Consider the following 23,474-nt stretch of genomic DNA (forward strand, 5'->3'; position numbering starts at 1 on the left):
TCGATGAGGGCGTTCAGGTTCGGTTGTCGGGGGTCGCGACCAGCGCGACATTGGCCGCGGCGAGCGCGGTGAGCACGAGTGACCAGGCGAGCAGCCCGGTGAGCGCGGGGCCCGCCAGCGAGGCGAGGCCGGCCAGGCCCTGCTGGATCAGGGCGCACCAGGAGACGGCGATGGCGGCGCCGGTGGCCAGGTGGCTGACGGCGTGCGCGGCGCTGTTGGGGAACAGCGTCGCCTGGCCGAAGGTGGTGGTCACGTAGCCGGCCAGGAAGATCGGCAGCGCGACCGCGCGCGGCAGGTCCACCGCCCAGACGACGGTGACCAGCACGCATCCGGCCAGCATGATCCAGGCGCCGCGGCGCATCATGGTGCGCGCGCCGACCCCGCGCACGGCCCGCCGCACATAGGTGGCGCCCCCGAGGTAGGCGGCGCCGTAGAGCACGCCGAACAGGCCGAAGACCCAGGGCGGCAACGCGAATCGATCGGTGAAGATGAACGCGGACTTCTGCTGGATCATCACGATCACGGCGAAGCCGATGCCACCGGCGACCGCACTGGCGACGAAGGTCCGGTCGCCGAACAGGCGCCGCGCCGCTCCGCGCCCGCTCGCGGTCTCCGCCGGTCTCGGCAGTGTGACGCGCAGCGCGAACATCACCGGGATCGCCGCGAGGATCGCCAGGACGACGAATCCGTAGCGCCACCCGACCGTGGAGGTGACGATGCCGCCGATCACCTGGCCACCACCGAGCGCGACCACGAACGCCATCGACAGCAGCGCGAGCTGACGGGCCAGGTCGGCGCCGGTGAACAGGTCCTTGATCATCATCCGCCCGACCACGGCGATGCCGCCCGCGCCGATCGCCTGGAGCACACGCAGCCCCAGCAGTTCCGGGGCATTGCTGATCAGTGCCAGCGCCGCGCTGGCGAGCACGAAGAGCGCCCCGGCCGCGACGAACGCGGGGACCCGGCCGTAGCGTTCGGCCGCGCGGCCCCACGCGACGACGGGCAGCGCCGCGAACACCACGAACACGGCCACCGACAGTTGCAGGACGCCTTCGCTCGCGCCGATGTCGGCGCCCAGCGCGGGCATCCCGGGAAGGTAGATCGTGGTGGCCATCTGGGCGGCGGTGACAGCGCCACACGCGGTGGCGACCACGGCCCGCTGCGTCGCCGGTGACACGGTCTCGGCGCCCTCGCGCACGAACAATGTTCTCCCCCTGAACTATTCGGATTATCCGGTCCGGGGTACAGGTATACGGCGTCAGGACACGGCGGGGCCATGGTTCGAATCGCCGTGATTCTCGTTAGGAGAACGAACGGATGATGGCGTCCCGGTGAACCGGCGGTGCTACCGGAGCGCGGTCGTCGCCGAGGGCAACTCGCCGAACCGCTCGCGGTACTGCCGCGCGAAGCGGCCGAGGTGGAAGAAGCCCCAGCGCATCGCGGTGTCGCTCACCGACAGCGCGCGGCCCGAGGTCAGTTCGTCGCGGACGCGATCCAGGCGGACCGTGCGGACGTAGGCGCTGGGCGACATGCCGACCGCGTCGCGGAATCCGAGTTGCAGCGCGCGGGCCGAGACCCCGGCGCGGGCGGCGAGCTCGGCGGTGGAGACGTCGGCGTCGGGATGGGCGTGGATGTAGGCGACGGCGTCGCGGATCCGGGACGAGCCGATCGTCGGCGCGGACCCGGTGAGGGCGGGGGTGAGCTGACTCGGCGCGGTGAGCAGGACCTGTGTCATCAGGGTCGACTCGAGGTCGCGGCAGGCCAGCGGCATCGTCGAGAGGCCGCCTTCGCGGGCGAGTTCGGTGTAGACGAAACGGGTGGCGGCCACCAAGGCGAGACCGGCGGGGGAGTCGGTCGGGAAGGTGAGATCGAAGCGGACCGGCTCGGGGTCGCGGCGACCGAGCAGGTGCGCGGCGTGGCGTTCGAGCGGGTCTCGGCGCAGGTTGATGTGGAAGTGCTCGGCGTCGGCGCTCCAGCGGATCGACAGCGGCGCGTCGTGGACGAAGGCCACGCCCGCCTGGCCCGCGCCGAAGGATCGGCGCTCACCGTGCTGCTGCACCGTGCTGTTCCCGGTGACCACCAGGTTCACGTGATAGCAGGACTGCATCGGCGGCCCGTCCAGGCGTGCCGTGGTGCCGTAGGTCATCCGGCCGACGGTGAGGCGTTCGGTGCGGACCGACTCGAGTGCGAAGTCGATGCCGGTGCGCTCGTCGAGGCGGAGTTCGTGATGGGCGAACGTGGCGGCCACGTGCGCGTGGGCGGCGGCCGGGTCCGCGGTGCGGAAGGCGTTCGCGCACGTCACCGGTGCTGCGGGCAACGATCCACCCTCCTTTCGGGCGTGATGGGTGTCACATCAATCTGAATATAATATAAACATGTCGCGCGAAAAGACCAGCTTCGGTCCGCGGCTATCTGCCCTTCGCTGCGCGGATTGTGACCTGGGTCTCCCACTCCTAGCGTCGTCGGCACGGCATTCGGCCGTACATCTCAGCCGCAGGAGGACCAGCAATGCCCGACGCATCGACACCGCCCGAGCTGATCCGGGAACCCCGGGACGGGGCCTGTCCCCGGTGCGGAGCCGCCGAGCTGCGCGCGTATGCCGTTGTCGCGGAACAGGGCTGGGTGCGGGTGATCAAGTGCCAGCGCTGCCTGCACTCGGTGTCGCGCGAACCCTGGCACCGGCTCGGCCCCATCCAGCTGCTCGCCGACCTCGTCTGAGCGCGAAACACCTGAGGAGACAACCATGATCGCAGTCGATGTGGGCGGCACGTTCACCGATGTCGTCGCCTGGCGCGACGGCCGGATCCACACCGCCAAGATCTCCACCGACTACGCGGAGGTCGCGGGCCCGGTGCTGCGCGGCGCCGAAGTGCTCGGCGTCGCCGATGCCGCCGTGTTCAACCACGCCAGCACGCACGGCCTCAACGCGGTGATCACCCGGCGGCTGCCCAAGATCGGGTTCCTGACCACCGAGGGGCACCGCGACATCCTCGACATGGGCCGGGTCTGGCGCCCGGCCGAGGCCATCCTCGACCCGCACTGGCGGCGCAGCTTCGGCGACGCGTCCCGGCCGTTGGTGCCGCGCTACCTGCGCCGGGGGATCCGCGAGCGGATCACCGCCGACGGCGGCGTGCTGTTCGCCCTCGACGAGGACCAGGCCAGGGCCGAACTCGAGGTGCTGCGGCGGTGCGAGGTCACCGGCGTCGCGATCTGCCTGATCAACGCCTACGTCACGCCGGTGCACGAACTGCGGCTGCGCGAACTGGTGCGCGAGGTACTCGGCGACGTGCCGTGCTCGATCTCGAGCGAGGTCTCCCCGCTGGCCAAGGAGTACGCGCGCGCCTCGACGACGGTGGTCGACACCCTGATGAAGATCATCTACACCGACTACACCGCGGGCCTGGAGAAGGGACTGGGCGAACTCGGCTTCACCGGTCAGCTCAACTTCGCCGACTGCGCGGCCACCCTGGTCCCCGCGGCCCGCGCGATGGAACAACCGTTCCGGATCGTGTTCTCCGGGCCCGCCGCCGGCACCGTCGCCTGCGCGCACTTCGGCGCGTTGATCGGCGAGAACGACCTGCTGTGCGCCGATGTCGGCGGCACCTCGTGCGATATCAGCGTGGTCAGCGACGGCGAGCCGTTCGTCGACACCACCTTCGAGCTCGAGCACGACCTCGTGGTCAACGCCCTCGCCAACGCGATCTCGAGTATCGGCGCCGGTGGTGGGAGCATCGTGGCGATCGGTCCGGCCGGTGAGATCCAGGTGGGTCCCGACAGCGCGCGCGCCCAGCCGGGACCGGCCTGCTACGGCCGCGGCGGCACCCAGCCTACGACCACCGACACCTGCCTGCTGATCGGCATCCTCGACGAGGCGGACTTCGCCGGCGGCGAGCTCCAGCTCGACGCCGCCGCGGCCCGGCGGGCCTTCGAGAGCCTCGACACCGAGCTCGACCTGGCCCATCGCGTGCGCTACGCCTACGAGATGGCCGTGCACAACATGGCCGAGGGCGTGTTCAACGTCGCCATCAAGAACGGCGTCGATCCCCGCGACTACAGCCTGGTCGCGTTCGGCGCGGCGGGTCCGATGCTGCTGCCCGCCGTACTCGACACGGTGCAGTGCAAGCAGGTGATCGTGCCGCCCAACCCCGGGCTGTTCTCGGCCGTCGGCTTGCTCTCGGCCGACCAGGTCTTCACCGTCAACCGCAGCGCGTATCTGATGCTCACCGGCGACGCGGCGCCCGCCATCGACGCGCTGTTCGTCGAGATGGAGGAGCAGCTGCGCGCCCAGGCGGGTGACGGGTCGGTGACCCTGCTGCGCAGCATGGACGCGCACCTGGCCGGACAGAGCTGGGAGACACCGTTCGTGCCGGTGCCCGGCGGACTCATCGACGAATCCGCGGTCGAGCTCATGGTGTCGGCCTTCCACGACACCTACGAGGCCCGCTCGGGCAACCGGTTCGAGGCGATGCCGGTGGAGGGGGTGACCTTCCGGGTCCGCGCGATCCTGGACACCCCGAAGGTCGAGTACACGCGGATCGACGCCCGCGGCGCGCAGGACGGACCCCTCACCCCGGTGCGGACCGTCACGCTGCGCTACCTCGGTGACCTCGACGCGGACGGCGTCGGGGCCCAGCGGGCCCACGTCTACGACCACGCGACCCTGCGCGCGGGCGACCGGCTCGACGGTCCCGCGGTCGTCGAGGAAGGCCTGTCCACCACCCACGTCGGCGCGGGGCAGCAGGCCACCGTCGGCGCCTACGGCGAGATCGTCATCCGGAGGAAGTGACCATGTCCAGCACCACCATTCCCGCCGCACCCCGGCTGCGCGAACTCTCCGACGCGCAGTTCCGCGAGCGCTACGGGTGCGATCGGTTCAGCGCCACCGTGCTCACCAACCGGCTGCGCTACGCGGTCGAGCACATGTCGACCGGGTTCATGCGCGAGGCGTTCTCGCCCATCATCCGCGACTGGTACGACTTCGCCTGCACCATCAGCGGTCCCGCGGACCAGGGCTATCCGATGGCCGTCGTCAGCAACAGCCTGGTCGTGTTCCTGGGCACCATGGGCGACGCCGTCCGCAATGCCGTGGAGGAGTACGGGCCGCAGAACCTGCGTCCCGGTGACGTTCTCATCTGCAACGACCCGTATCGCGGTGGCAGGCATGTCAACGACGTGGCCTTCACCCGGCCGGTGTTCGTCGACGGCGCGATCGTCTCCTTCGTCACCCTGTGCGCGCACCAGCTCGACATGGGCGGCACCGTGCCGGGCGGGTTCTCGGCGACCAAGGCCAATGTCTACGAGAACGGGCTGGTGATTCCGCCCATGCTGCTGTGGTCGGGCGACGAGCCGGTGCGGTCGACCTTCAGCCTGATCTTCGACAACACCCGCTGGGGCGGCATGCTGCTGCCCGACTTCAAGAGCATCTTCCAGCAGCTGAGGCTGGGGGAGCGGCTCGTCCTCGAGAACATCGAGCGCTACGGTCTCGCCGCCTATCTCGGCACCCTGGACTACGCCTGCGACACCTCCGCCGAGCGGATGCGCGACGCCATCGCGGCGGTCCCCGACGGTGACTACGCCGGCTCGGCGCTGATCGACGCCGACGGCCTCGACGACAGCGTCGACTACACCGTGCGGGTGCTCGTCCGCAAGCGCGGCGAGGACATGGAGATCGACCTGTCCGGCACCTCGCCGCAGGCGCGCACCTGCATCAACTGCGGTGTCCTCGACACGAAAACCGCGGTGGGCGTTGCCTTGACGATGCTCCTGGATCCGAAGGTGCCGTTCACCTCGGGCACCTGGCGCAATGTCGACCTCGCGGTGCCGCCGGGCACCATCGTCTCCTCGCTGCCGCCCGACGGCGGCATCATGATGTTCTGGGAGGCCTCGGGCGCGGTCGCGTCGGCCATCTTCGACGCGCTCAATCCGGTGCTGGGACCGCAGGGCGTCGGCGGCGACTACGGGTCGACCAACACCCACAACGCCTCCGGCGTGCGCGCCGACGGCACGCCGTGGACCTCGGCCACCCAGTGCGGTGGCGAGCACGGGCCGTGGGGCGCCACCCGGGTCGGCGACGGCGACAGCTACACCGTGCTGTTCACCCTCAACAACCTCGATCCGGCGACCGAGACGATCGAACGCGACGCGCCGGTGGTGTTGTTGCGCAAGGAACATGCCATCGACACCGGCGGCGCCGGCCTGTTCCGCGGTGGCGCGGCGAATCTGAAGGACGCGCTGTGGCTCACCGCCGGTGAGCACCATCTGTCGCCGTTCCGTACCAAGCAGGCCACGGGTGTGGGGGCCGACGGTGGCGGGTCCGGCGCCACCGGCGCGATGTGGCTGTTCCCGCCGCGCGCGGACGGTACGGCGCCGGGCATCCTCGGCACTGGTCCGGAGGTGTACGCCGACAGCGTTCCCGTCGCCGGCGTGCTCGACCCCGAGACCAAAGCACTCGACCCGGTCGACGGCACCTACCACTACTTCGCCGCCCAGCCGGTGTGGTCGACCGTGCCGAACACCGTCCTGCGCTGCCTCACCAACGGCGGTGGCGGCTGGGGTGATCCGCTGCGCCGCGATCCCGACCACGTCCTCGCCGACGTCCGCAACGAGTACGTGAGCATCGCGGGCTCCGCGCGCGACTACGGCGTCGTCGTCGAGGGCGACCCGCGGACCGACCCCGAGGGACTACGCGTCGACCACGAGGCGACGGCGCGCCTGCGGGCCGGGCGGTCGGCATGAGCGACCGCGCGATATCAGCCAGCCAGAGGAGATCGTGATGAAGGGTGTCGTGTTCCCGGGTGACGGGACCATCGTGCTGCGGGAATTCCCTGAGCCCACACCGGGTTACGGCGAGGTCGTGGTGAAGATCCGCGCCTCCGGGATGTGCGGATCGGACCTGCACCTCTACCACGGTGCGTTCGACTTCGACCACGCGGTGATCCAGGGACACGAACCGTGCGGTGAGGTGTTCGCGGTCGGTCCCGGTGTCGACCCGGCGCGGATCGGCGAACGGGTGATGATCCACCACTACATCGGCTGCGGCAGCTGTCGCCGCTGCCGGGCGGGCTGGCCACAGATGTGTGAGACCGCGCCCGGCAAGACCATGGCGGTCCATGTCCACGGCGGCCACGCCCCGTTCGCGCTGGTGCCGGTGGCCTCGCTGCTGCCGATGCCCGACGGGCTCTCGTTCGAGGCGGGTGCCGCGATCGGCTGCGGAACCGGTACGGCGTGGGGCGCGATCAAACGCCTCGGCGGTGTCGCGGACACGACGACGGTCGTGATCGGGCAGGGGCCGGTGGGGCTGTCGGCGACCATGTTCGCGGCGTCGATGGGGGCCAGGGTGATCGCCGTCGACGTCGACGACCGGCGCCTGGCCCACAGCGCGACCTTCGGCGCCGACCTGGTGGTGAACTCGCGGACACAGTCGCTCGCCGACGTGGTCGCGGAGTTCACCGGCGGGCGCCTGGCCGATGTCGTCCTGGAGACCTCGGGGCGGGCGAGCGAGGATGCCCTGGCGGTGCTCGGCACCTTCGGCCGGGCCGTGTTCACGGGGCTGCCCGGGGACGTGACGTTCACGACGCAGGCCGTCTACAAGAAGCAGTGGACGCTGCTGACGTCGTGGACGATGTCGTCGATCGAGCAGGCGCGCTGCGCCGATTACGTGGTCGCCCACGATCTTCCGGTCGACGAGCTGTACTCGCACACCTGGACCATCGAGCAGGCCGACGAGGCCTACCGGTGGTTCGACAAGCAGGACGCGGGCAAGGGCGTGTTCCTGTTCGACTGACCGGCGCGGCACTGCCCGACCGGCGATTTCAGCAACGCCCCCGGCACGGCCGGGGCAATGGGAGAAGCATTCATGACCACCACACATCCGGTTCCCGCCTTCGTCGGAGCCGCCCAGCAGAACCTGATCGGGGGTCGCTGGGTGCCCGCCGCGTCGGGCGAGACCATCGACGTGATCAACCCCGCCACCGGCACCACTCTCGGCACCATCGCCGCCGGCGGCGCGGCCGACGTGGACGCCGCGGTGGCGGCGGCGCGGGCCGCGTTCGAGGGCGAATGGAGCCGCTGGACCCCGCACCAGCGGCGCGCGCTGATCCTGCGCGTCCACGACCTGGTGCTGGCCAACTTCGACGAGCTCGCCACGATCGAGACCCTGGACATGGGCGCACCGCTGACCCGGACCCAGGGACTGCGCGAGTGGACCTCACAGGTACTGCAGTTCTTCGCCTCGCAGGTCGACGCGGGCAGCGTGGCGACCGCGCCGAACTCGCTGCCCGGCGACGTCCTGACCCTGCGCTCGCTCGAACCGGTCGGCGTTGTCGGCGGCATCATCCCGTGGAACGGGCCGCTCATCGGCCTGTGGTGGATCTTCGGACCGGCGTTGGCGACCGGTTGCACGGCGGTGCTCAAGCCGGCCGAGGACGCGTCGCTGTCGGTGCTGCGGGTCGCGCAGCTGCTGACCGAGGCCGGAGTGCCCGACGGCGTGGTCAATGTGGTCACCGGGTACGGCAAGGACGCGGGCGCCGCGTTGGCCGAGCATCCCGGCGTCGACCGGATCGCGTTCACCGGCTCGGTCGGTACCGCGCAGACGATCGTGCGGGCCTCGGCGGGCAATATGAAGCGGCTGCAGCTCGAGCTGGGCGGGAAGTCGCCCGACATCGTCTTCGCCGACGCCGATCTCGACCGTGCCGTCCGTGGTGCGGCGATGGGTGTCTACACCAACAGCGGACAGGTCTGTGTGGCGGGCTCGCGGATCTTCGTCCAACGTTCGATCCACGACGAATTCGTCGCGCGGATGGCCGAATTCACCCGGACCCTGCGGGTCGGCGACGGCCTCGACCCCGACACCCATCTGGGTCCGCTGATCTCGCAGCGCCAGCTCGACCGGGTGCTGAACTACATCGATATCGGGTCCGGCGAGGCCGAGCTGGTCAGCGGCGGCCGACGGGTCGACGGTGACCGCGCCGCGGGCTACTTCGTCGAGCCCACCGTCTTCGCCGCCGCCACCAACGACATGACCATCGCGCAGGAGGAGATCTTCGGCCCGGTGGCCACCGTGATCCCCTTCGACGACGTCGACGAGGCGCTGACCCTGGCGAACGCGACGCCCTACGGCCTGGCCGGCGGCGTCTGGACCACGGATCTGGCCACCGCGCACCGGGTGTCGCGTGGCATCACCGCGGGCACCGTCTGGGTCAACTGCTACGGCGTGCTCGACCCGGCCGTCGGTTTCGGCGGCACCAAGATGAGCGGCTACGGCTGGAAGGGCGGCCGCGACCACGTCGAGAGCTACCTCTACCCCAAGGCGGTCTACCTGAACCTGAGCTGACCCGGGACCGGCCGTCCCTGTCGTCGCATCGACGGACGGCCGGTGGCTCACGCCGCGGGGACCGGGATCTCCTTCTCGCCGGCGCCGCGGCGGGGGTGTGAGAGCAGGGCGGCGACCGGTGCGATCACCGCGGCGACGAAACCGGCGGCGAAGCCGTTGCCGTAGAGGTTGAGTCCGGCGACCAGCGCGCCGGTGACCTGGGCGACCGAGGCGTGGAAGAACCCGGCGACCACACCCCAGTGCGGGCCGAAGCGTCCCGCGATCGGGGCCAGGCAGGTGCCGTACAGCGCGGCCCAGATCAGGCCGGGGTCGGTGAGTTCGAAGGGCTTGAGCAGGCCGGCGATCGCCACCCCGGCGATGACGGGCACGATGTTGGCGGCGTTCTTCCCGCAGGCGCCGAAACCGATGACGCTGAGAATGCCCGCGATGACCGGCCCGTTCAGGGGCGCGCCGATCACCAGCACGTACCCGGTGGCGAGCGTGCCGGTCACCGCCATATTGAGCAGGACCGCGGCCGCGCCGTCGTCGGTGATGAAATCGCACGGGGCCCGGCCGTCGCGGCGGGTCAGCCGGAGGTAGGCGCGCCACGGCGCGCGGTCGAGTGCGAACGCGGTGCCGACCAGGCCGACGAGCAGGATCGCCAGCAGGATCGACAGCGGCCCGTCGTCGCCGGAGGTCCACACCATCTCCGGTGGCGCGGTGAGCCCGAACGCGCGGTACACCGCGACGACCACCGCACCGACCACACCGGCGACGAAACCCATGTTGTACAGGGTGAATCCGTCGTGCGCGCGGAACAGCTGACGCGCCACCGGCGGCAGGACGAACCCGATCAGCACCGAGGTGACCCCGCCGAGCAGGGCTCCCGCCCATACCGGTAGCGCGGTGTTGAAGGCCAGCTCGACGAAGATCGGAGACAGCGCCGTCCCGAACCAGGCGGTCGAGACATGGGCGGACAGCGGCTCGCGACGCACTGTTGCATACAGTGCCACTCCGGCCAGGATCGGCCAGACATTGAGCAGGGTCTTGCCGTAGAGCGCGGTGCCGAGCACCAGCAGCAGAGCGGCCACCGCCGGTCCGTCGACGGCGGCGCCGGTGATCCGGTAGGTCGCGCAGGCGACCAGGGTGAGCAGCCCGGCCTGCACGAACGCGCCGCCGAGCCCCCCGACCCCGACGAAGTCGGTGACGAGATTGTCGCGCGCGCTGAGAATGTCGACGACACCGCGCAGCACGGCGCCGGGGGAGTCGACCACGAACCCGAACACCACGAACGCCACCGACATCGCGACGACGACCCGGAACAGCACCTGCTGATCGCCCACACCGCGCACGCGCGCGTTCGTTCGCCTCGGCACGAGCCGGTCAGCGGGTCTCGGCGGGCGGGCTCGTGAATTCGACCGTGCCCGAGGCGTCGACGGCCAGCGTGCCCGCCGCGTCGGCCTGGGCGATCAGCTGGTCGAGCAGGGACCGGGCGACCTCCTCGGCCCGTGGCTCCCGCGCGGTGGTCCAGACGGTCCGCGACAGTGCGCGCCCGGCGGTCGGCGACCCCCGGAACGAGCGCACCACCACCGCGAACTGCTCACGTCCGACCCGGCCACCCACCACCCGGCCGGTCTTGACGACCGCGATCTCGGACACCTCGTCGGCGCGAATCGCGCCCGACCCGAGCAGAATCCACAGCGAACCCATGACCCCAGTGTGCGCGACGGACAGCGAACTCCGGGCTACGACGCGCCATGACCGGGTCCGCCCACATCCCGGTGGCCCCGGCCGGGACCGGATCACGATTCGGAGCAGCGTCGCAGCGGATCCGGCGGCGAGGCCGTGACCGGTCGTACAGTTCACCTGTCCGTGCGGAGACCGGCGTCTGCTCCGTACCGGTGAACGTGCAGCACCGGGGGCGCGCCCCGGGTGGTCGCTGATCGAACCGTAGGGGCACAGATGAATTCCACACCACGCGGACACGGGTTCGGCGGGCTCACCGGTGCGCTGATCCTGGTGTGGTTGTCGCTGACTCCCTCCCTGCTGCCGCGCGGGCCGCTGTTCCAGGGCGTCGTGTCCGGCGCGGCGGCGGCCGTCGGCTTCGGCCTCGGCGCCGCGATCGCAGCGCTGGTGTGGTGGGTGCTCGAACGGGAACCGGTCCCGATGCCGCCCGTCCTGCGCTGGGGACTGGGCGTCGTGGCGATCGCGGGCACCGTCGTGGCGCTGATCTGGTATGCGGGCTGGCAGCGGGAGCTGCGCGAGCTGATGGGCGTGGCGGGCCTGTCGTGGTCGGCGTATCCGATCATGGTGCTGATCGGCCTGATCGTGTTCGGGGTGCTGATGGGGCTCGTCCGGGTGGGGCGGGCGCTGGTGGGCTGGGTCGGCGGTCTGCTCGGACGGGTCCTGCCGCCGCGGGTGTCGGTGCTGCTGGGCGGTGTCGTCGTCGTGGCGGTGGTGATCGCGCTGCTCAACGGCGTGGTGGCGAGTGCGGCGATGTCGCTGCTGAATTCGACGTTCAAGGCGGTCAACCAGGAGACGTCGGCGGACACCCTGCAGCCTGTGTCCCCGGAGCGTTCCGGCGGACCGGGCTCACTGGTGACCTGGGACTCGCTGGGCAGGCAGGGCCGGATCTTCGTGTCCAACGGGCCCACCGAGGTCGAGCTGGCCGCGTTCAACGGCCGCCCGGCGCGGCCACCGATCCGGGTCTACACGGGTCTCGATTCGGCCGAGACCGTCGAGGCCGAAGCCGATCTCGCGGTCGCCGAGTTGCGGCGGGCGGGCGGCTTCGAGCGGGCCGTGCTCGGCGTGGCGACCACGACCGGCACGGGCTGGATCAACGAATCCACCGCGTCGGCCGTGGAGTACCTGGCCAACGGCGACAGCGCCCTGGTGAGTATGCAGTACTCGTTCCTGCCGAGCTGGCTGTCGTTCCTCGTCGACCAGGAACGGGCTCGCCACGCCGGACAGGCCCTGTTCGAGGCGGTGCACGCGGAGTGGGCGACGTTGCCGCCGGACCGGCGGCCGAAGCTGGTGGTCTTCGGCGAGAGCCTCGGATCCTTCGGCGGCGAAGCGGCGTTCTCGAGTGTGCAGGACATGGCTGCCCGCACCGACGGTGTGCTGTTCGTCGGCCCGACCGCCACCAACCCGGTCTGGCGCGACGCCACGATGCGCCGGGACCCGGGCTCGCCGGAATGGCTGCCGATCTACCGCGACGGGCACGCCGCGCGCTTCGTCGCGAGCGCCGCCGATCTGGCCCGCCCCGACGCGCCGTGGCCGTCCCCTCGGGTCGTCTACCTCCAGCACGCCTCCGACCCGATCACCTGGTGGACGCCGAAAATGCTGTTCCAGCAACCGGATTGGCTGCGCGAGCCGCGCGGTCCCGACGTCCTGCCCAGTACCCGGTGGATCCCGGTCGTGACATTCCTGCAGGTGTCGGCCGACATGGCGGTCTCCACCGATGTGCCCGACGGACACGGGCACACCTTTCAGGCCGACATCGCCGACGCCTGGGCGGCGATCCTGTCACCGCCCGGCTGGACCGCGGCCGACACCGAGCGGCTGCGGTCGGTCATGCGGGACGGGAAGTGACGGTGCGGGCGGATACCCGCCCGCACCGGATCACAGCGGCAGCAGGTGGTGCTTGCGCGGGTAGCGCACGACCTGCTTGTCCCGCAGCAGGTGCAGGGCGCGGCGGATCTCGAGGCGGGTGGTCGACGGCTCGATGACGCGGTCGATGTAGCCCCGCTCGGCCGCGATCCACGGCGTCGCGATCGTCGCGTTGTAGAAGTCGATCATCTGCTGGCGGATGGCGCCGCGCTGCTCCTCGGGCGTCGCCTCGAGGATCTTGCGCTGGGTCAGGCCGACGGCACTCTCGGCGCCCATCACCGCGATCCGCGCGGTCGGCCACGCCAGGTAGGCGTCGCAGCCCAGCGCCTTGGCGCCCATCACGGCCCAGCCGCCACCGTAGGCCTTGCGGATCACCACGGTCACCTTCGGCACGGTGGCCTCGACATAGGCGAACAGGAACCGGCCGCCGCGCTTGATGACGCCCGCCTTTTCCTGCTCCACGCCGGGCAGGAAGCCCGGGGTGTCGACGACGAGCACCAGCGGGATCTCGAAGGCGTTGCAGATGTGGATGAAGTGCGAGGCCTTGTCGCTGGCCTTGGCGTCGAGGGCGCCGGCCAGCACCGTCGGCTGGTTGGCGACCACGCCGACCGGCCTGCCGTCGACCCGGGCGAAGCCGGTGATGATGTTCTCGGTGGCGGCCGCGCCGATCTCGTGGAACTCGCCGTCGTCGAAGATCCGCAGCAGCACGTCGTGCATGTCGTAGACCATGTTGTCGGAGTCGGGGACCAGCTTGTCCAGCATGAGGTCGGACTCGGTGATCTCCGGCTCCAGGCCGGGGTTGACGACCGGCGGGAGCTCGGTGGAGCTCGACGGCAGGTAGCTCAGGTAGGTGCGGACCCACTCGAAGGCCGCGGGCTCGTCCTTGGCGACGTGGTGGATGTTGCCATAGGCGGCCTGGTTGTAGACGCCGCCCAGCTCCTCCATGTCGACCTTCTCACCGATGGCGTCCTCGATGATCTTGGGGCCGGTGACGAACATGTGCGCGCTCTCGGTCGCGACCACGACATCGGTGCAGATCGGCTGGTACACCGCACCGGCGGCGCAGTTGCCGAGGATGAGCGAGACCATCGGCACCGCACCCGAGAGCGGCTCCATCATGGTCGCCAGCTCGCCGTACCAGCGCAGCGAGGACACCGCCTCCTGCACGCGCGCGCCGCCCGAGTCGTTGATGCCGACGAGCGGGCAGCCCATCTTGCCCGCGAGGGCCATGATCGCGGCGACCTTGCGGCCGAACATCTCGCCGATGGTGCCGCCGTAGACGGTCTGATCGTGCGAGAACACCGCCACCGGCCTGCCGTCGACCAGACCGTGTCCGGTCACCACGCCGTCGCCGTAGAGGGCGTTCTTGTCGGTGGGATTGCGCACGAGGGCGCCGATCTCGACGAAAGTGCCCGGGTCCATGAGCATGTTGATGCGGTCGCGGGCCGAGGGTATGCCCTTGCGCGCTCTCTTGGCGGCTCCCGCCTCTCCGGCCGGTTCCTGCGCGAGCTCCAGCTTCTCTCGCAGGTCGGCAAGCTTTTCGGCAGTAGCACTCATCGATTACATCCAGGTTGTCGCAGTGGAACGCCGACACCGCGTCCGGTGGGCGCTAGCCACAGTACCGGTGCCCACCACCCCCCGGTGCCGTCCGGGTTTGTGATCGACCACGAAATGCCGTCCGACCGTTGGGCAGGCGGGTCGCCGAGCCGATATGTGGCAGTGACTGCATGGTGGCAGCGCGTGCAAGGACGCTGTGCCGTCGAGAACACCGGTAGCGTGCGCGGGATGGAATCCGTGGGGGAGTTCGTCGTCGGCGTGGACGCGGTGGCCGTACAGCGGTCGCGGGAATCGGTGCTCAGACTGGGGGCGGTGGCGGCCTGGGTGGGGTTGGTGACCGCGGTCTTCGTCGCCGGAATCACCGCGCTGCTGGTCTGGCTGGCCGGGCCGATCGGACTCGTGCAACTGCCGGTCGTGGCGATCTTCGGTGTCGACGGGGTGCGCAAACTGCGGCGCCTGCGCGAGTTGCGCGCGACTTGGCAAGCGCAGGGCGTGCCGCCGACGGCGATGCGCCTGTCGCCCGCGGGGCTGCGACTGAGCATCGATGCCGCACCGGATTCGGTCTTCCTGCCGTGGGCCACCATCCAGGGGCTGCGCCTGTACCGCAAGCTCGGCCACGAGCTGCTGGTGATCGATCTGTTCCCGGGAGTGGGGCCGGAGACCGTCGGAGTGTGTGGGCTCGAGCATCCCGACGTACAGCGTGTGCTGCGGAAGAAGGTCGGGGGCACGAAGGGGCTGCGGACCGCCGTGCGCATTCTGGATCAGCCCGTCGCGGCGATCGACCACGTCGCCGCGCAACTGACCGGCGGGCGGGTGCGCGTCCACGGATAGCGGCGCGTGCCGGTCCGGCTGCCAGATTTCTAGAACACGTTATAGTTGTGGGCGGACGGCGACGACGGGGTCGGCGTCCGCTCGGAAGGTGGACTGGTGCGGGCTTGGGACAGTGCGGCCGATGTCGTGGTCGTCGGGTACGGCGGCGCGGGCGTGACCGCCGCGCTGACCGCGCGGGAGGCGGGCGCGGACGTGCTCGCGATCGACCGGCACCTCGGTGGCGGGGCGACGGCACTGTCCGGCGGCATCGTCTACGCCGGTGGCGGAACCTGGGTCCAGCGGGACGCGGGGATCGACGACGATGTCGACACCATGCTCGCCTACCTGGAGGCCGAGGTCGGTGACGCGGTGAGCGCCGCGACCCTGCGCCGGTTCTGCGAGCAGTCCCCGGCGATGATCGACTGGCTGACCGAGCACGGCGTGCCCTTCCAGGCGTCGCTCTGCCCCTACAAGACCTCGTATCCGTCCGACGATTACTACCTGTACTACTCCGGCAGCGAGAACTCCGGCGGGTACCGGGATCTCGCGAAGCCACGGCAGCGCGGGCACCGCGCGCACGGCCCGGGTGTGTCCGGCAAGGCGCTGTTCGGGCCGCTGGCCGCCGCGGCGGCCGACCGCGGCGTGCGGGTGCACTCCGGCACCAGAGCCACCCGGCTCGTCGTCGAGGACGGGCGCGTCACCGGAATCGAGGCGGTCACGATCGCCGACGCGCCCGCGTCCGTGCGCCGCCGCTTCGCCGCCCTGGCCCGGATCTCGGCGAAGCCGGGCGTGTACCACCCGGGTCTCCGCGCGGCGATGGAAGCGCTGCTGACCCGGATCGAACGCAAGCACGGCAGGCCGGTCCGGATCCAGGCGAAGTCCGGCGTGGTCCTCACGACCGGCGGATTCATCGCCAACGGCGCGATGGTCGCCCGCCATGCCCCCGACTACCCGTGGTCGCAGGGCCTGCCCCTCGGCACCGCGGGTGACGACGGCAGCGGCATCACCATGGCGCAGGACATCGGCGCCGCGAGCGGCAAGCTGGACGCCCTGTCGACCTGGCGATTCATCGCGCCCCCCAGCGCCATGTTCGGCGCGATCGCGGTGAACTCCCTGGGGCAGCGGATGATCGACGAATCCCGCTACGGCGCCGCGCTCGGCGCGGCGATCGCGACCAGCCCCGGTAACCGGGCGTGGCTGCTGGTCGACGCCGAGCTCCACCGGGACGCCCGCGAGCAGCTGGGCCCGCAGTCGGTGTGGTTCCAGCGGATGCAGACCGAGCGCCTGCTGCGGATCGGGACCTCGCGCGGTCGCACGGTCGAGGAGGCCGCCACCCGCGCCGGCATCGACCCGGCCACCCTGCGCGACACCGTCGACGCGCACAACCGGGCCATCGAGCACAACCTGCCCGACCCGTTCGGCAAGCCCGACGACATCCGCCGTCCGCTGCGCACGGGACCCTTCACGCTGCTGGACATCTCGTTCACCGCCCGGCTGACCTACCCGATGCCGATGCTCACCCTCGGCGGCCTGCTGGTCGACGAGGACACCGGCGCGGTCCGCGCCGAGGCGGGCGGCGTCGTCCCCGGCCTCTTCGCGGCGGGCCGCGCGGCCGTCGGCATCTGCTCGAACTCCTATGTCAGCGGGCTGTCCCTGGCCGACTGCGTCTTCTCCGGCCGCCGCGCGGGAACGCACGCCCTGGCCTGACGCGTCGCGGTCAGTCCTTCCCGAGTGCGCGGGCCAGCTGCTTCTTGTTCATCTTCGAGCGGCCCTCGATATTGCGGTGCCGGGCTTCCTCGTAGAGCTGGTCGCGGGTGAGGCCCCGCGGCCCCTGGCGATGGGCACGCTGACCGCCGCGCCGGCCGGAGGACATGTCGGTGCGGGACAACTTGCTCGACGTCGCCGACTCGCCCTTGCGGGCGCGTTCCTTGTTGACGGTGCGGGCCGCGATCTGTTCGGCCCTGTCCTCGCCGACGCCCCGCTCGCGCTGGGACTCCTTGATGTGCTCGTACTGACGTTCGCGCTTGGTGCTCCACGCTCGCTGCGGCATGACCGGTACCTCCTCGTGGCGGATCGGGTCTCGTTCATTCACGCGGTACCCGGCATCGATACGGGGAAACAGGTCGACCGCCGTCAGTCCGCGGCGTGCACACGCACCGATGGGGTCGCCGTCGCCTCCTGCCACCACGCGACGACACGGTCGACGACCGGTCCGGGACTGCGCACCCAGCGGATGTGGTCGTTGCTCGCCCCGGCCGGGACGTCCGCGCTGCGATAGTCCCACCGGGTGACGCGGTCGGGCGCGAACAGGTCGCGCGCGAACGCCTCGATACCGCGGCGCGGTCCGAGGGTGTCGCCTTGGAGCGAGATCACCAGGGCCGCGGTGGCGATGGTGCCCCGCGCGGGAAACGGTGTGCGGCCGGTCAGCACCATCCGGGCCCATTCCCGCATCATCGTGCGGGCGCCGGGGGCGCCGAACGCGGGCGCGGGGAGATACCCGGCCACCGAGGTCAGCAGCGGTACCAGGGTGGCCATCACGGCGATGTCGAGTCCGCCGCGCCGATAGTGGCGGTAGTACGGCAGGCAGCCGCCGATCGTGACCAGGCCGTCCGCGCCGGTGCCGGTGAACTCGAGACCGGCGGCGAGCTGCGCGCCGAGGCTGTGCCCGAGCACGACGACCGGCCGGTCCGGCGCTTCGGCGCGGGCCGCGGTCACCGCCCGATCGATGACGTCGATCTCGTCCCGATAGGACCAGTCGTGCCCGCGCGCTGCGGGCGGTTCACCCTGCTCGAAGCCGCGCCGTGGCAGTGCCCGCGCGCTCCAGCCGCGCTCGGCGAACGCCGCGACGAGCGGGGCGTAGAAGCGCGAACCGATCGCCATCGCCGGTGCGATCAAGACGATCGGCGCTGCCGTCGGCGCGGTGGCGCTGCCGTCGGCTCGGGGGTCGTTCGGCCTGGTCATAGGGGGTGCTCCTCGGTGGATCGGCTCGGTCCGGCGGCCCCGGCTCCGTTGACGCCGGACAGCACGGAGACTAATGTAAGCGCCGAAAACATTCGGCAGTGGGTCTGCTCTTCGTCGGCGATCCGGGGCGCGAACGTCCGCCCGTTTTCGATCGCCCAGACCTCGGCTGCCTGATGCCGCATCCGTCTGGGCACGACCGCATCAGGAGGAATGATGACGAAGGTTCTGATGGTGATCACCGCCGCGGACCGCTGGACATTGAACGACGGCACCGTGCACCCGTCCGGCTACTGGGCGGAGGAAGTCGCCGTCCCGCACCGGGCGTTCAGCCGGGCTGGCTGGGATATCACCATCGCCACGCCGGGCGGGAAAGCGCCGACACTCGACCGGCTGAGCGTGGGGATCGCGGGCGGTATGCCGTGGAAACGCCGCGAGGTGGAGCGGTATCTGGACGGTATCCGGACCGAACTCGACAGCCCGGTCGCCCTCGACACCGTCGACGCGAACGACTTCGATCTCGTCTTCTATCCCGGCGGTCACGGCCCGATGGAGGACCTCGCCTACGACGCGACGTCCGGCGCGCTGCTCGCCGATCGCTCGGCCTCCGGTCGACCGCTCGCGCTGCTGTGCCACGCGCCCGCCGCCATCACGGCGGCCACCGGGCCCGACGGCGTCTCGCCGTTCGCCGGCCGCCGGATGACCGGGCTGTCCAACCGCGAGGAGCTGCTGAACCGGTTCGCGCGCAAGGCGCCGTGGTTGCTCGAGGACCGGCTGAAGGAGCTGGGCGTCGACTACTCGAAGGGCCGGATTCCGTTGCGGCCCTACATCGTGGTCGACGGCAATCTGTATACCGGGCAGAACCCGGGCTCGTCGGCGGAGCTGGCCGATCGGCTCATCGCCGACCTGCCGCGTTGACAGTGCTTACATTCGAAGTTAACGTCGCTTACATCAACTACCGCGAGCAAGGGAGCTACGCCGATGTCAGCGACTCGTCAGGACACCGTCGAGGTGGACCTCGGTGGCCGGGTGGTCACCGTTCCGGAGGGCGGGCTGTACGACCGCTACCGGATGCAGACCGATCTCGACGAGGTCGCCCGCGATCCCCGGGTGAGCGGTGTCGACTATTTCCGGCGCCTGCCCAAGAGTCGGGTCGACTCGCGGATCGGCGAGACCTACACCCCGAATTTCTACTACCGGATGGCCAGCGCGCGGCTCACGATGCTGGCCCGGTCCAAGGCGATCCGGGCCAGGCTGCCACGTGAGCTGGCGCCGCTCGAGGTCGCGCCGGGGATCGGCCTGGTCTCGGCGATGTTCTTCCGCTACGACGTGTGCGACATCGACTTCTACACCGAGGTCGGGATCGGTGTCGCGGTGCGGCCCGCGCGTCACGGCAGGCTCGGCTTCGCCGATCTGGTCACCGGCCTCGACACCGATCACCTCGATTCCTATGTGTTCTCGCTCCCGGTGAGCACCCAGATCGCCCAGGTCCGCGGGCACGACGGCTACGGCTTCCCGAAGTGGGTCACCGAGGTCGACGTCGACATCGACGCCACCCGCACCACGGCGCGGGTCGCCGACGACAACGGTGACACCGACCTGTCGCTGTCGGTCGCCACCCCGGCGCAGACGAGCTACCGCAGCGGTGACCGGGTGTCGTCGCTGACCTCCTACACCACCATGGACGGCGCCTGGTTCGCCACGCTCAGCCAGATCAACCTGCTCTCGGCGGGCAGCGCGAGCTTCCCCCGGGGCGTCGACCTGCGGCTGGGGCGCGGCCGCCTGTCCGAGGATCTGCGCTCGCTCGCCCCGATCAAGACCGTCCGTCTCGATGTGACGACGGAAGGCCAACTGGCCCTGCACATGCCGGTCCCGACCTCCGTCCGGAGTCGCGCCGGCGAGAGCTGAGTATCCGAACACCCGAGCAGAAGGAGAGCACGATGACGCAGATCGAGCCGGTTCTCGAGCCCGAGGCGGCGGAGTTCGCGAAAGCCACCGACACCCCACCGTTCCTGTTCCAGTTGCCGCCCGCCGAGGGGCGCAAGGCGGTCGACGAGGTCCAGGCGAGCGAAGAGGGCAAACCCGCGATCGACGAGGAATGGCTCACCGTCGAGGGTGGTCCGACGGGATCGGTGCGGGTCCGCATCGTCAAACCCGCGGGCGCGACCGGCACCCTCCCCGTCGTGTTCTACATTCATGGCGCAGGCTGGGTGTTCGGCAACGCGCACACCCACGACCGGCTGGTGCGCGAACTCGCGGTCGGTGCCGACGCCGCCGTCGTGTTCCCGGAGTACGACCTGTCGCCCGAGGCGAAGTACCCGACGGCCATCGAACAGAACTACGCCGCCGCCCAGTGGGTGGTCGCGCACGGTGCCGAGAAGGGCTTGGACGCTTCCCGTTTCGCGGCGGTGGGTGACTCGGTCGGTGGGAACATGACCGCCGTTCTCACCCTGATGGCCAAGGATCGCGGCGACGTCCACATCACCCAGCAGGTGCTGTTCTATCCGGTGACCGACGCCGATTTCGACACCGGGTCCTACCGGCAGTTCGCCGAGCACTACTTCCTCGCCCGCGAGGGCATGCGGTGGTTCTGGGATCAGTACACCGAGAACGACGCGCAGCGCGCGGAGATCTACGCCGCGCCGCTGCGTGCCTCGCTCGACGAGTTGCGCGGGCTGCCACCGGCATTGGTGATCACCGGCGAGGCCGACGTCCTGCGCGACGAAGGCGAGGCGTACGCGGCCAAGCTGCGCGCGGCCGGGGTACCGGTCACCCAGGTGCGCTTCGGCGGGATCATCCACGACTTCGTGATGATCAACGCCATGCGCTCGACCCAGGCGGCGAACGCCGCCATCAAGCTGGCGCAGGACACCCTGCGCGCGGCACTGCACTGAATCCGTCCCCCTGCCGGGTTCGGCCGCGCGCCGAACCCGGCAGGGGGACGTCGACACCATGGAGTCCCACATGTCCCTCGACCACGCACCCCGACCCACGACCCACCGCGGCGCGGATCTCCCGCCGTCGCTGACGCAGGCCGTGATCCGGCGGCTGGCCGCGCACATCACGGCCGCGCCCGATGCCGCGCAGGTCACCACCACCGTTCCGTTCACCGGGGCACCTCTGGCGACCCTGCCGGTCTCGACGCCCGCCGACGTCGAGGCCGCCTTCGCGCGCGCCCGCGTCGCCCAGGCCGGGTGGGCCGCCACCCCGGTGGCGGCCCGGAAGGCGATCCTGCTGCGATTCCACGATCTGCTGCTCGACCGTCAGCACGAGGTGCTGGACCTGATGCAGGCCGAGAACGGCAAGACCCGCCGCGACGCCTTCCTCGAGGTCACCGACATCGCGATCGCCACCAGGTACTACGCCCGCGGCGCCGCGAAGCTACTCGCCCCGAAGCGGCGGCGCGGCGCGATTCCGGTGCTGACCCACACGACCGAACTGCGCCATCCCAAAGGCGTGGTCGCGATCATCTCGCCCTGGAACTACCCGCTGAGCATGGGTGCGGGCGATGCCATTCCGGCGCTGCTCGCGGGCAACGCGGTGGTGCAGAAGCCCGACACCCAGACCGCGTTGACCGCGCTGTGGGCGCTGGACCTGCTGCGCGAAGCCGGTCTGCCGGAGGGCGTGTGGCAGATGGTGGTCGGTCGCGGCAGTTCGATCGGGACGCCACTGATGGACAACGCCGACTACCTGATGTTCACGGGGTCCACCGCAAGCGGCCGCCGGATCGCGCGTGCCGCCGGTGAACGCCTGATCGGGGCCTCCCTGGAGCTCGGCGGCAAGAACCCGATGATCGTGCTCGACGACGCCGATATCGCGCGCACCGCCGCGGGCGCCGTCTCCGCCTGCTTCTCCTCGACCGGACAGCTGTGTGTCTCCATCGAGCGGATGTATGTCGCCGAGTCGATCCGGGAGGAGTTCGTGGCCGCGTTCGTCGCCCGCACCGAGGCCTTGACCATCGGCGCGGCCTACGACTACAGCACCGATGTCGGCTGCCTGACCAACCGGTCGCAGCTGGACACCGTCACCGCGCATGTCGAGGACGCGGTCGCCAAGGGCGCGACGGTGCTGGCCGGTGGCCGTGCCAGGCCCGACCTCGGGCCGCTGTTCTACGAGCCGACGATTCTGACGGGTGTCACCCCGGAGATGACGCTCTACGACCACGAGACCTTCGGTCCGGTCGTCTCGATCTACTCCTTCGGCGACATCGACGAGGCGGTCGAGCGGGCCAACGCCACCGACTACGGCCTCAACGCCAGTGTCTGGACGCGCAACGGCGCCAAGGGCCGTGCGGTCGCGGCGCGGGTGCACGCGGGCACGGTCAATGTCAACGACGCCTACGCCGCGGCGTGGGGCAGTGTCGACGCCCCGATGGGCGGTATGGGTGACTCCGGCCTGGGCAGACGGCACGGTGCCGACGGCATGCTGAAGTACACCGAGGCGCAAACCGTTGCCCACCAGCGGCTCCTGGGCTTCGACGCGCCCGCGGGCCTGTCGCAGAGCGCGTGGGCCACCACCTTGACGACAGTGCTGAAGGGCCTGAAGCGGGTCGGCGCGCACTGAGCACCGGCCCTGCCCGGATCGCCTCAGGCGGGTGCGCGGCCCGGGAGTTCGAGCACCGCGAAGACGGTGGCGCGGACTCGGTCGTCGAGCCCGTCGGCGTCGAACTTCCCGTGCAGGTAGAGGAACGCGAGCCCGTGGACCAGCGCCCACATCGCGGTCGCGAGGGAGTCCTCGTCGCCGTCGGGAAACACCTGGCGCACAATCGCTCTGACGTACTCGTGGATCGCGGTCGTGGCGGCCACGCGTTCCGGGCTGGTTGGATCGCAGGGATCGGAGAACATCACCCGGAACAGCGCGGGCCGGGCCAGGGCGAAGCGCACGTAGGCGACCGCGATCGCGGCCAGGTCCTCGGACGTGCTCGGCGCCGGGCTGGCGGCCACGAGCTGCTCGGCCAGGTCGCGGTAACCGACGGCGGCCACGGCCGACAGCAGCGCGTCCCGATCGGCGAAATGCCGGTACGGCGCGGCCGTGGACACCCCGGCCCGGCGGGCGGCCGCGCGGAGCGAGAGGTCCGCCGCGCCGTCCTCCTCGAGGAGCTCCACGGCGGCACGCACCAGCGCGCTGGGGAGATCGCCGTGGTGGTACGAGGTGCTCGACTGTGCCATGGGATCAATTTAGCAAGTGTTGACAATGCTTACATCTATCCCTACCGTTGGCGCTCACGCAC

Annotated in this window: 20 protein-coding genes; 12 read left to right on the top strand and 8 right to left on the bottom strand. The window is 70.7% G+C overall.

Annotated features, from left to right (window positions below; translation table 11 throughout):
- Positions 1–13 precede the first annotated feature (13 nt).
- Together ACFYWJ_RS21570 and ACFYWJ_RS21575 are read right to left on the bottom strand one after the other, a co-directional pair.
- Positions 14–1,198 (bottom strand): MFS transporter, encoded by a 1,185-nt coding sequence (locus ACFYWJ_RS21570; protein ID WP_355272341.1) that lies wholly within the window; start codon positions 1,196–1,198, stop codon positions 14–16.
- 147 nt (positions 1,199–1,345) lie between these two features.
- The gene (locus ACFYWJ_RS21575; RefSeq protein WP_355272340.1) at positions 1,346–2,317 is read right to left on the bottom strand and encodes an AraC family transcriptional regulator; all 972 of its coding nucleotides are present in this window, start codon (positions 2,315–2,317) and stop codon (positions 1,346–1,348) included.
- A gap of 191 nt (positions 2,318–2,508) precedes the next feature.
- On the opposite strand from ACFYWJ_RS21575, the gene ACFYWJ_RS21580 reads away from it, so the two are divergent.
- The 5 genes from ACFYWJ_RS21580 (at position 2,509) to ACFYWJ_RS21600 (ending at position 9,331) form a co-directional block, all read left to right on the top strand.
- Positions 2,509–2,718, top strand: a complete 210-nt coding sequence (locus ACFYWJ_RS21580) for a hypothetical protein (RefSeq protein WP_355272339.1) — start codon at positions 2,509–2,511, stop codon at positions 2,716–2,718.
- Between the two features lie 25 nt (positions 2,719–2,743).
- Positions 2,744–4,786, top strand: a complete 2,043-nt coding sequence (locus tag ACFYWJ_RS21585) for a hydantoinase/oxoprolinase family protein (protein WP_355272338.1) — start codon at positions 2,744–2,746, stop codon at positions 4,784–4,786.
- 2 nt (positions 4,787–4,788) lie between these two features.
- Positions 4,789–6,735: a hydantoinase B/oxoprolinase family protein gene (locus ACFYWJ_RS21590; protein ID WP_355272336.1), complete on the top strand. Its 1,947-nt coding sequence runs from the start codon at positions 4,789–4,791 to the stop codon at positions 6,733–6,735.
- Positions 6,736–6,772: 37 nt separating this feature from the next.
- On the top strand, positions 6,773–7,783 hold the full coding sequence (locus tag ACFYWJ_RS21595) for an alcohol dehydrogenase catalytic domain-containing protein (protein WP_355272334.1): 1,011 nt from the start codon (positions 6,773–6,775) through the stop codon (positions 7,781–7,783).
- 72 nt (positions 7,784–7,855) lie between these two features.
- On the top strand, positions 7,856–9,331 hold the full coding sequence (locus ACFYWJ_RS21600; protein WP_355272332.1) for an aldehyde dehydrogenase family protein: 1,476 nt from the start codon (positions 7,856–7,858) through the stop codon (positions 9,329–9,331).
- 47 nt (positions 9,332–9,378) lie between these two features.
- On the opposite strand, the gene ACFYWJ_RS21605 is transcribed toward ACFYWJ_RS21600, so the two are convergent.
- Positions 9,379–10,662 (bottom strand): DUF1576 domain-containing protein, encoded by a 1,284-nt coding sequence (locus ACFYWJ_RS21605; protein ID WP_355272331.1) that lies wholly within the window; start codon positions 10,660–10,662, stop codon positions 9,379–9,381.
- 31 nt (positions 10,663–10,693) lie between these two features.
- Positions 10,694–11,020, bottom strand: a complete 327-nt coding sequence (locus tag ACFYWJ_RS21610; protein WP_355272329.1) for a hypothetical protein — start codon at positions 11,018–11,020, stop codon at positions 10,694–10,696.
- Positions 11,021–11,272: 252 nt separating this feature from the next.
- Between ACFYWJ_RS21610 and ACFYWJ_RS21615 the strand changes: the two genes are divergently transcribed.
- A complete protein-coding gene (locus ACFYWJ_RS21615; RefSeq protein ID WP_355272327.1) occupies positions 11,273–12,901 on the top strand; it encodes an alpha/beta-hydrolase family protein in 1,629 nt (542 codons plus the stop codon).
- 30 nt (positions 12,902–12,931) lie between these two features.
- On the opposite strand, the gene ACFYWJ_RS21620 is transcribed toward ACFYWJ_RS21615, so the two are convergent.
- Positions 12,932–14,476, bottom strand: a complete 1,545-nt coding sequence (locus ACFYWJ_RS21620) for an acyl-CoA carboxylase subunit beta (RefSeq protein ID WP_355272326.1) — start codon at positions 14,474–14,476, stop codon at positions 12,932–12,934.
- A 228-nt stretch (positions 14,477–14,704) separates the two neighbouring features.
- Here ACFYWJ_RS21620 and ACFYWJ_RS21625 point away from each other — a divergent pair, with 228 nt between their 5' ends.
- Both ACFYWJ_RS21625 and ACFYWJ_RS21630 read left to right on the top strand, forming a co-directional pair.
- Complete coding sequence (locus ACFYWJ_RS21625; RefSeq protein ID WP_355272324.1) at positions 14,705–15,307, top strand: hypothetical protein; 603 nt, start codon at positions 14,705–14,707, stop codon at positions 15,305–15,307.
- A 96-nt stretch (positions 15,308–15,403) separates the two neighbouring features.
- Positions 15,404–16,993 carry an FAD-binding protein gene (locus ACFYWJ_RS21630; protein ID WP_355272322.1) on the top strand — a complete coding sequence of 530 codons (1,590 nt, stop codon included), beginning with the start codon at positions 15,404–15,406 and terminating at the stop codon, positions 16,991–16,993.
- A gap of 10 nt (positions 16,994–17,003) precedes the next feature.
- Here ACFYWJ_RS21630 and ACFYWJ_RS21635 read toward each other — a convergent pair whose 3' ends face one another.
- Positions 17,004–17,336, bottom strand: a complete 333-nt coding sequence (locus ACFYWJ_RS21635) for a plasmid stabilization protein (protein WP_355272320.1) — start codon at positions 17,334–17,336, stop codon at positions 17,004–17,006.
- 83 nt (positions 17,337–17,419) lie between these two features.
- On the bottom strand, positions 17,420–18,247 hold the full coding sequence (locus ACFYWJ_RS21640) for a serine aminopeptidase domain-containing protein (protein ID WP_355272318.1): 828 nt from the start codon (positions 18,245–18,247) through the stop codon (positions 17,420–17,422).
- A gap of 213 nt (positions 18,248–18,460) precedes the next feature.
- Between ACFYWJ_RS21640 and ACFYWJ_RS21645 the strand changes: the two genes are divergently transcribed.
- From ACFYWJ_RS21645 to ACFYWJ_RS21660, 4 genes are all read left to right on the top strand, one after another.
- Positions 18,461–19,162 carry a type 1 glutamine amidotransferase domain-containing protein gene (locus ACFYWJ_RS21645; protein ID WP_355272316.1) on the top strand — a complete coding sequence of 234 codons (702 nt, stop codon included), beginning with the start codon at positions 18,461–18,463 and terminating at the stop codon, positions 19,160–19,162.
- Positions 19,163–19,225: 63 nt separating this feature from the next.
- Positions 19,226–20,152, top strand: coding sequence for an acetoacetate decarboxylase family protein (locus ACFYWJ_RS21650; RefSeq protein ID WP_355272314.1), 927 nt, complete (start codon positions 19,226–19,228; stop codon positions 20,150–20,152).
- A gap of 32 nt (positions 20,153–20,184) precedes the next feature.
- Positions 20,185–21,138, top strand: coding sequence for an alpha/beta hydrolase (locus ACFYWJ_RS21655; protein ID WP_355272313.1), 954 nt, complete (start codon positions 20,185–20,187; stop codon positions 21,136–21,138).
- A 70-nt stretch (positions 21,139–21,208) separates the two neighbouring features.
- Positions 21,209–22,807, top strand: coding sequence for a succinic semialdehyde dehydrogenase (locus ACFYWJ_RS21660; protein WP_355272311.1), 1,599 nt, complete (start codon positions 21,209–21,211; stop codon positions 22,805–22,807).
- Between the two features lie 23 nt (positions 22,808–22,830).
- Here the strand turns inward: ACFYWJ_RS21660 and ACFYWJ_RS21665 are convergent, their stop codons facing one another.
- The gene (locus tag ACFYWJ_RS21665) at positions 22,831–23,412 is read right to left on the bottom strand and encodes a TetR/AcrR family transcriptional regulator (protein WP_355272309.1); all 582 of its coding nucleotides are present in this window, start codon (positions 23,410–23,412) and stop codon (positions 22,831–22,833) included.
- Positions 23,413–23,474: the final 62 nt, after the last annotated feature.

Source organism: Nocardia sp. NPDC003269 (assembly GCF_042888005.1).
GTDB lineage: Bacteria > Actinomycetota > Actinomycetes > Mycobacteriales > Mycobacteriaceae > Nocardia.

Bases quoted from the DNA above. Each gene is read 5' to 3' on its own strand.
- ACFYWJ_RS21625 (WP_355272324.1), top strand. From the start codon at position 14,705: ATGGAATCCGTGGGGGAGTTCGTCGTCGGCGTGGACGCGGTGGCCGTA.
- ACFYWJ_RS21600 (WP_355272332.1), top strand. From the start codon at position 7,856: ATGACCACCACACATCCGGTTCCCGCCTTCGTCGGAGCCGCCCAGCAG.
- ACFYWJ_RS21635 (WP_355272320.1), bottom strand. From the start codon at position 17,336: ATGCCGCAGCGAGCGTGGAGCACCAAGCGCGAACGTCAGTACGAGCAC.
- ACFYWJ_RS21655 (WP_355272313.1), top strand. From the start codon at position 20,185: ATGACGCAGATCGAGCCGGTTCTCGAGCCCGAGGCGGCGGAGTTCGCG.
- ACFYWJ_RS21595 (WP_355272334.1), top strand. From the start codon at position 6,773: ATGAAGGGTGTCGTGTTCCCGGGTGACGGGACCATCGTGCTGCGGGAA.
- ACFYWJ_RS21620 (WP_355272326.1), bottom strand. From the start codon at position 14,476: ATGAGTGCTACTGCCGAAAAGCTTGCCGACCTGCGAGAGAAGCTGGAG.
- ACFYWJ_RS21650 (WP_355272314.1), top strand. From the start codon at position 19,226: ATGTCAGCGACTCGTCAGGACACCGTCGAGGTGGACCTCGGTGGCCGG.
- ACFYWJ_RS21590 (WP_355272336.1), top strand. From the start codon at position 4,789: ATGTCCAGCACCACCATTCCCGCCGCACCCCGGCTGCGCGAACTCTCC.
- ACFYWJ_RS21640 (WP_355272318.1), bottom strand. From the start codon at position 18,247: ATGACCAGGCCGAACGACCCCCGAGCCGACGGCAGCGCCACCGCGCCG.
- ACFYWJ_RS21665 (WP_355272309.1), bottom strand. From the start codon at position 23,412: ATGGCACAGTCGAGCACCTCGTACCACCACGGCGATCTCCCCAGCGCG.
- ACFYWJ_RS21610 (WP_355272329.1), bottom strand. From the start codon at position 11,020: ATGGGTTCGCTGTGGATTCTGCTCGGGTCGGGCGCGATTCGCGCCGAC.
- ACFYWJ_RS21645 (WP_355272316.1), top strand. From the start codon at position 18,461: ATGACGAAGGTTCTGATGGTGATCACCGCCGCGGACCGCTGGACATTG.
- ACFYWJ_RS21580 (WP_355272339.1), top strand. From the start codon at position 2,509: ATGCCCGACGCATCGACACCGCCCGAGCTGATCCGGGAACCCCGGGAC.
- ACFYWJ_RS21615 (WP_355272327.1), top strand. From the start codon at position 11,273: ATGAATTCCACACCACGCGGACACGGGTTCGGCGGGCTCACCGGTGCG.
- ACFYWJ_RS21660 (WP_355272311.1), top strand. From the start codon at position 21,209: ATGTCCCTCGACCACGCACCCCGACCCACGACCCACCGCGGCGCGGAT.
- ACFYWJ_RS21585 (WP_355272338.1), top strand. From the start codon at position 2,744: ATGATCGCAGTCGATGTGGGCGGCACGTTCACCGATGTCGTCGCCTGG.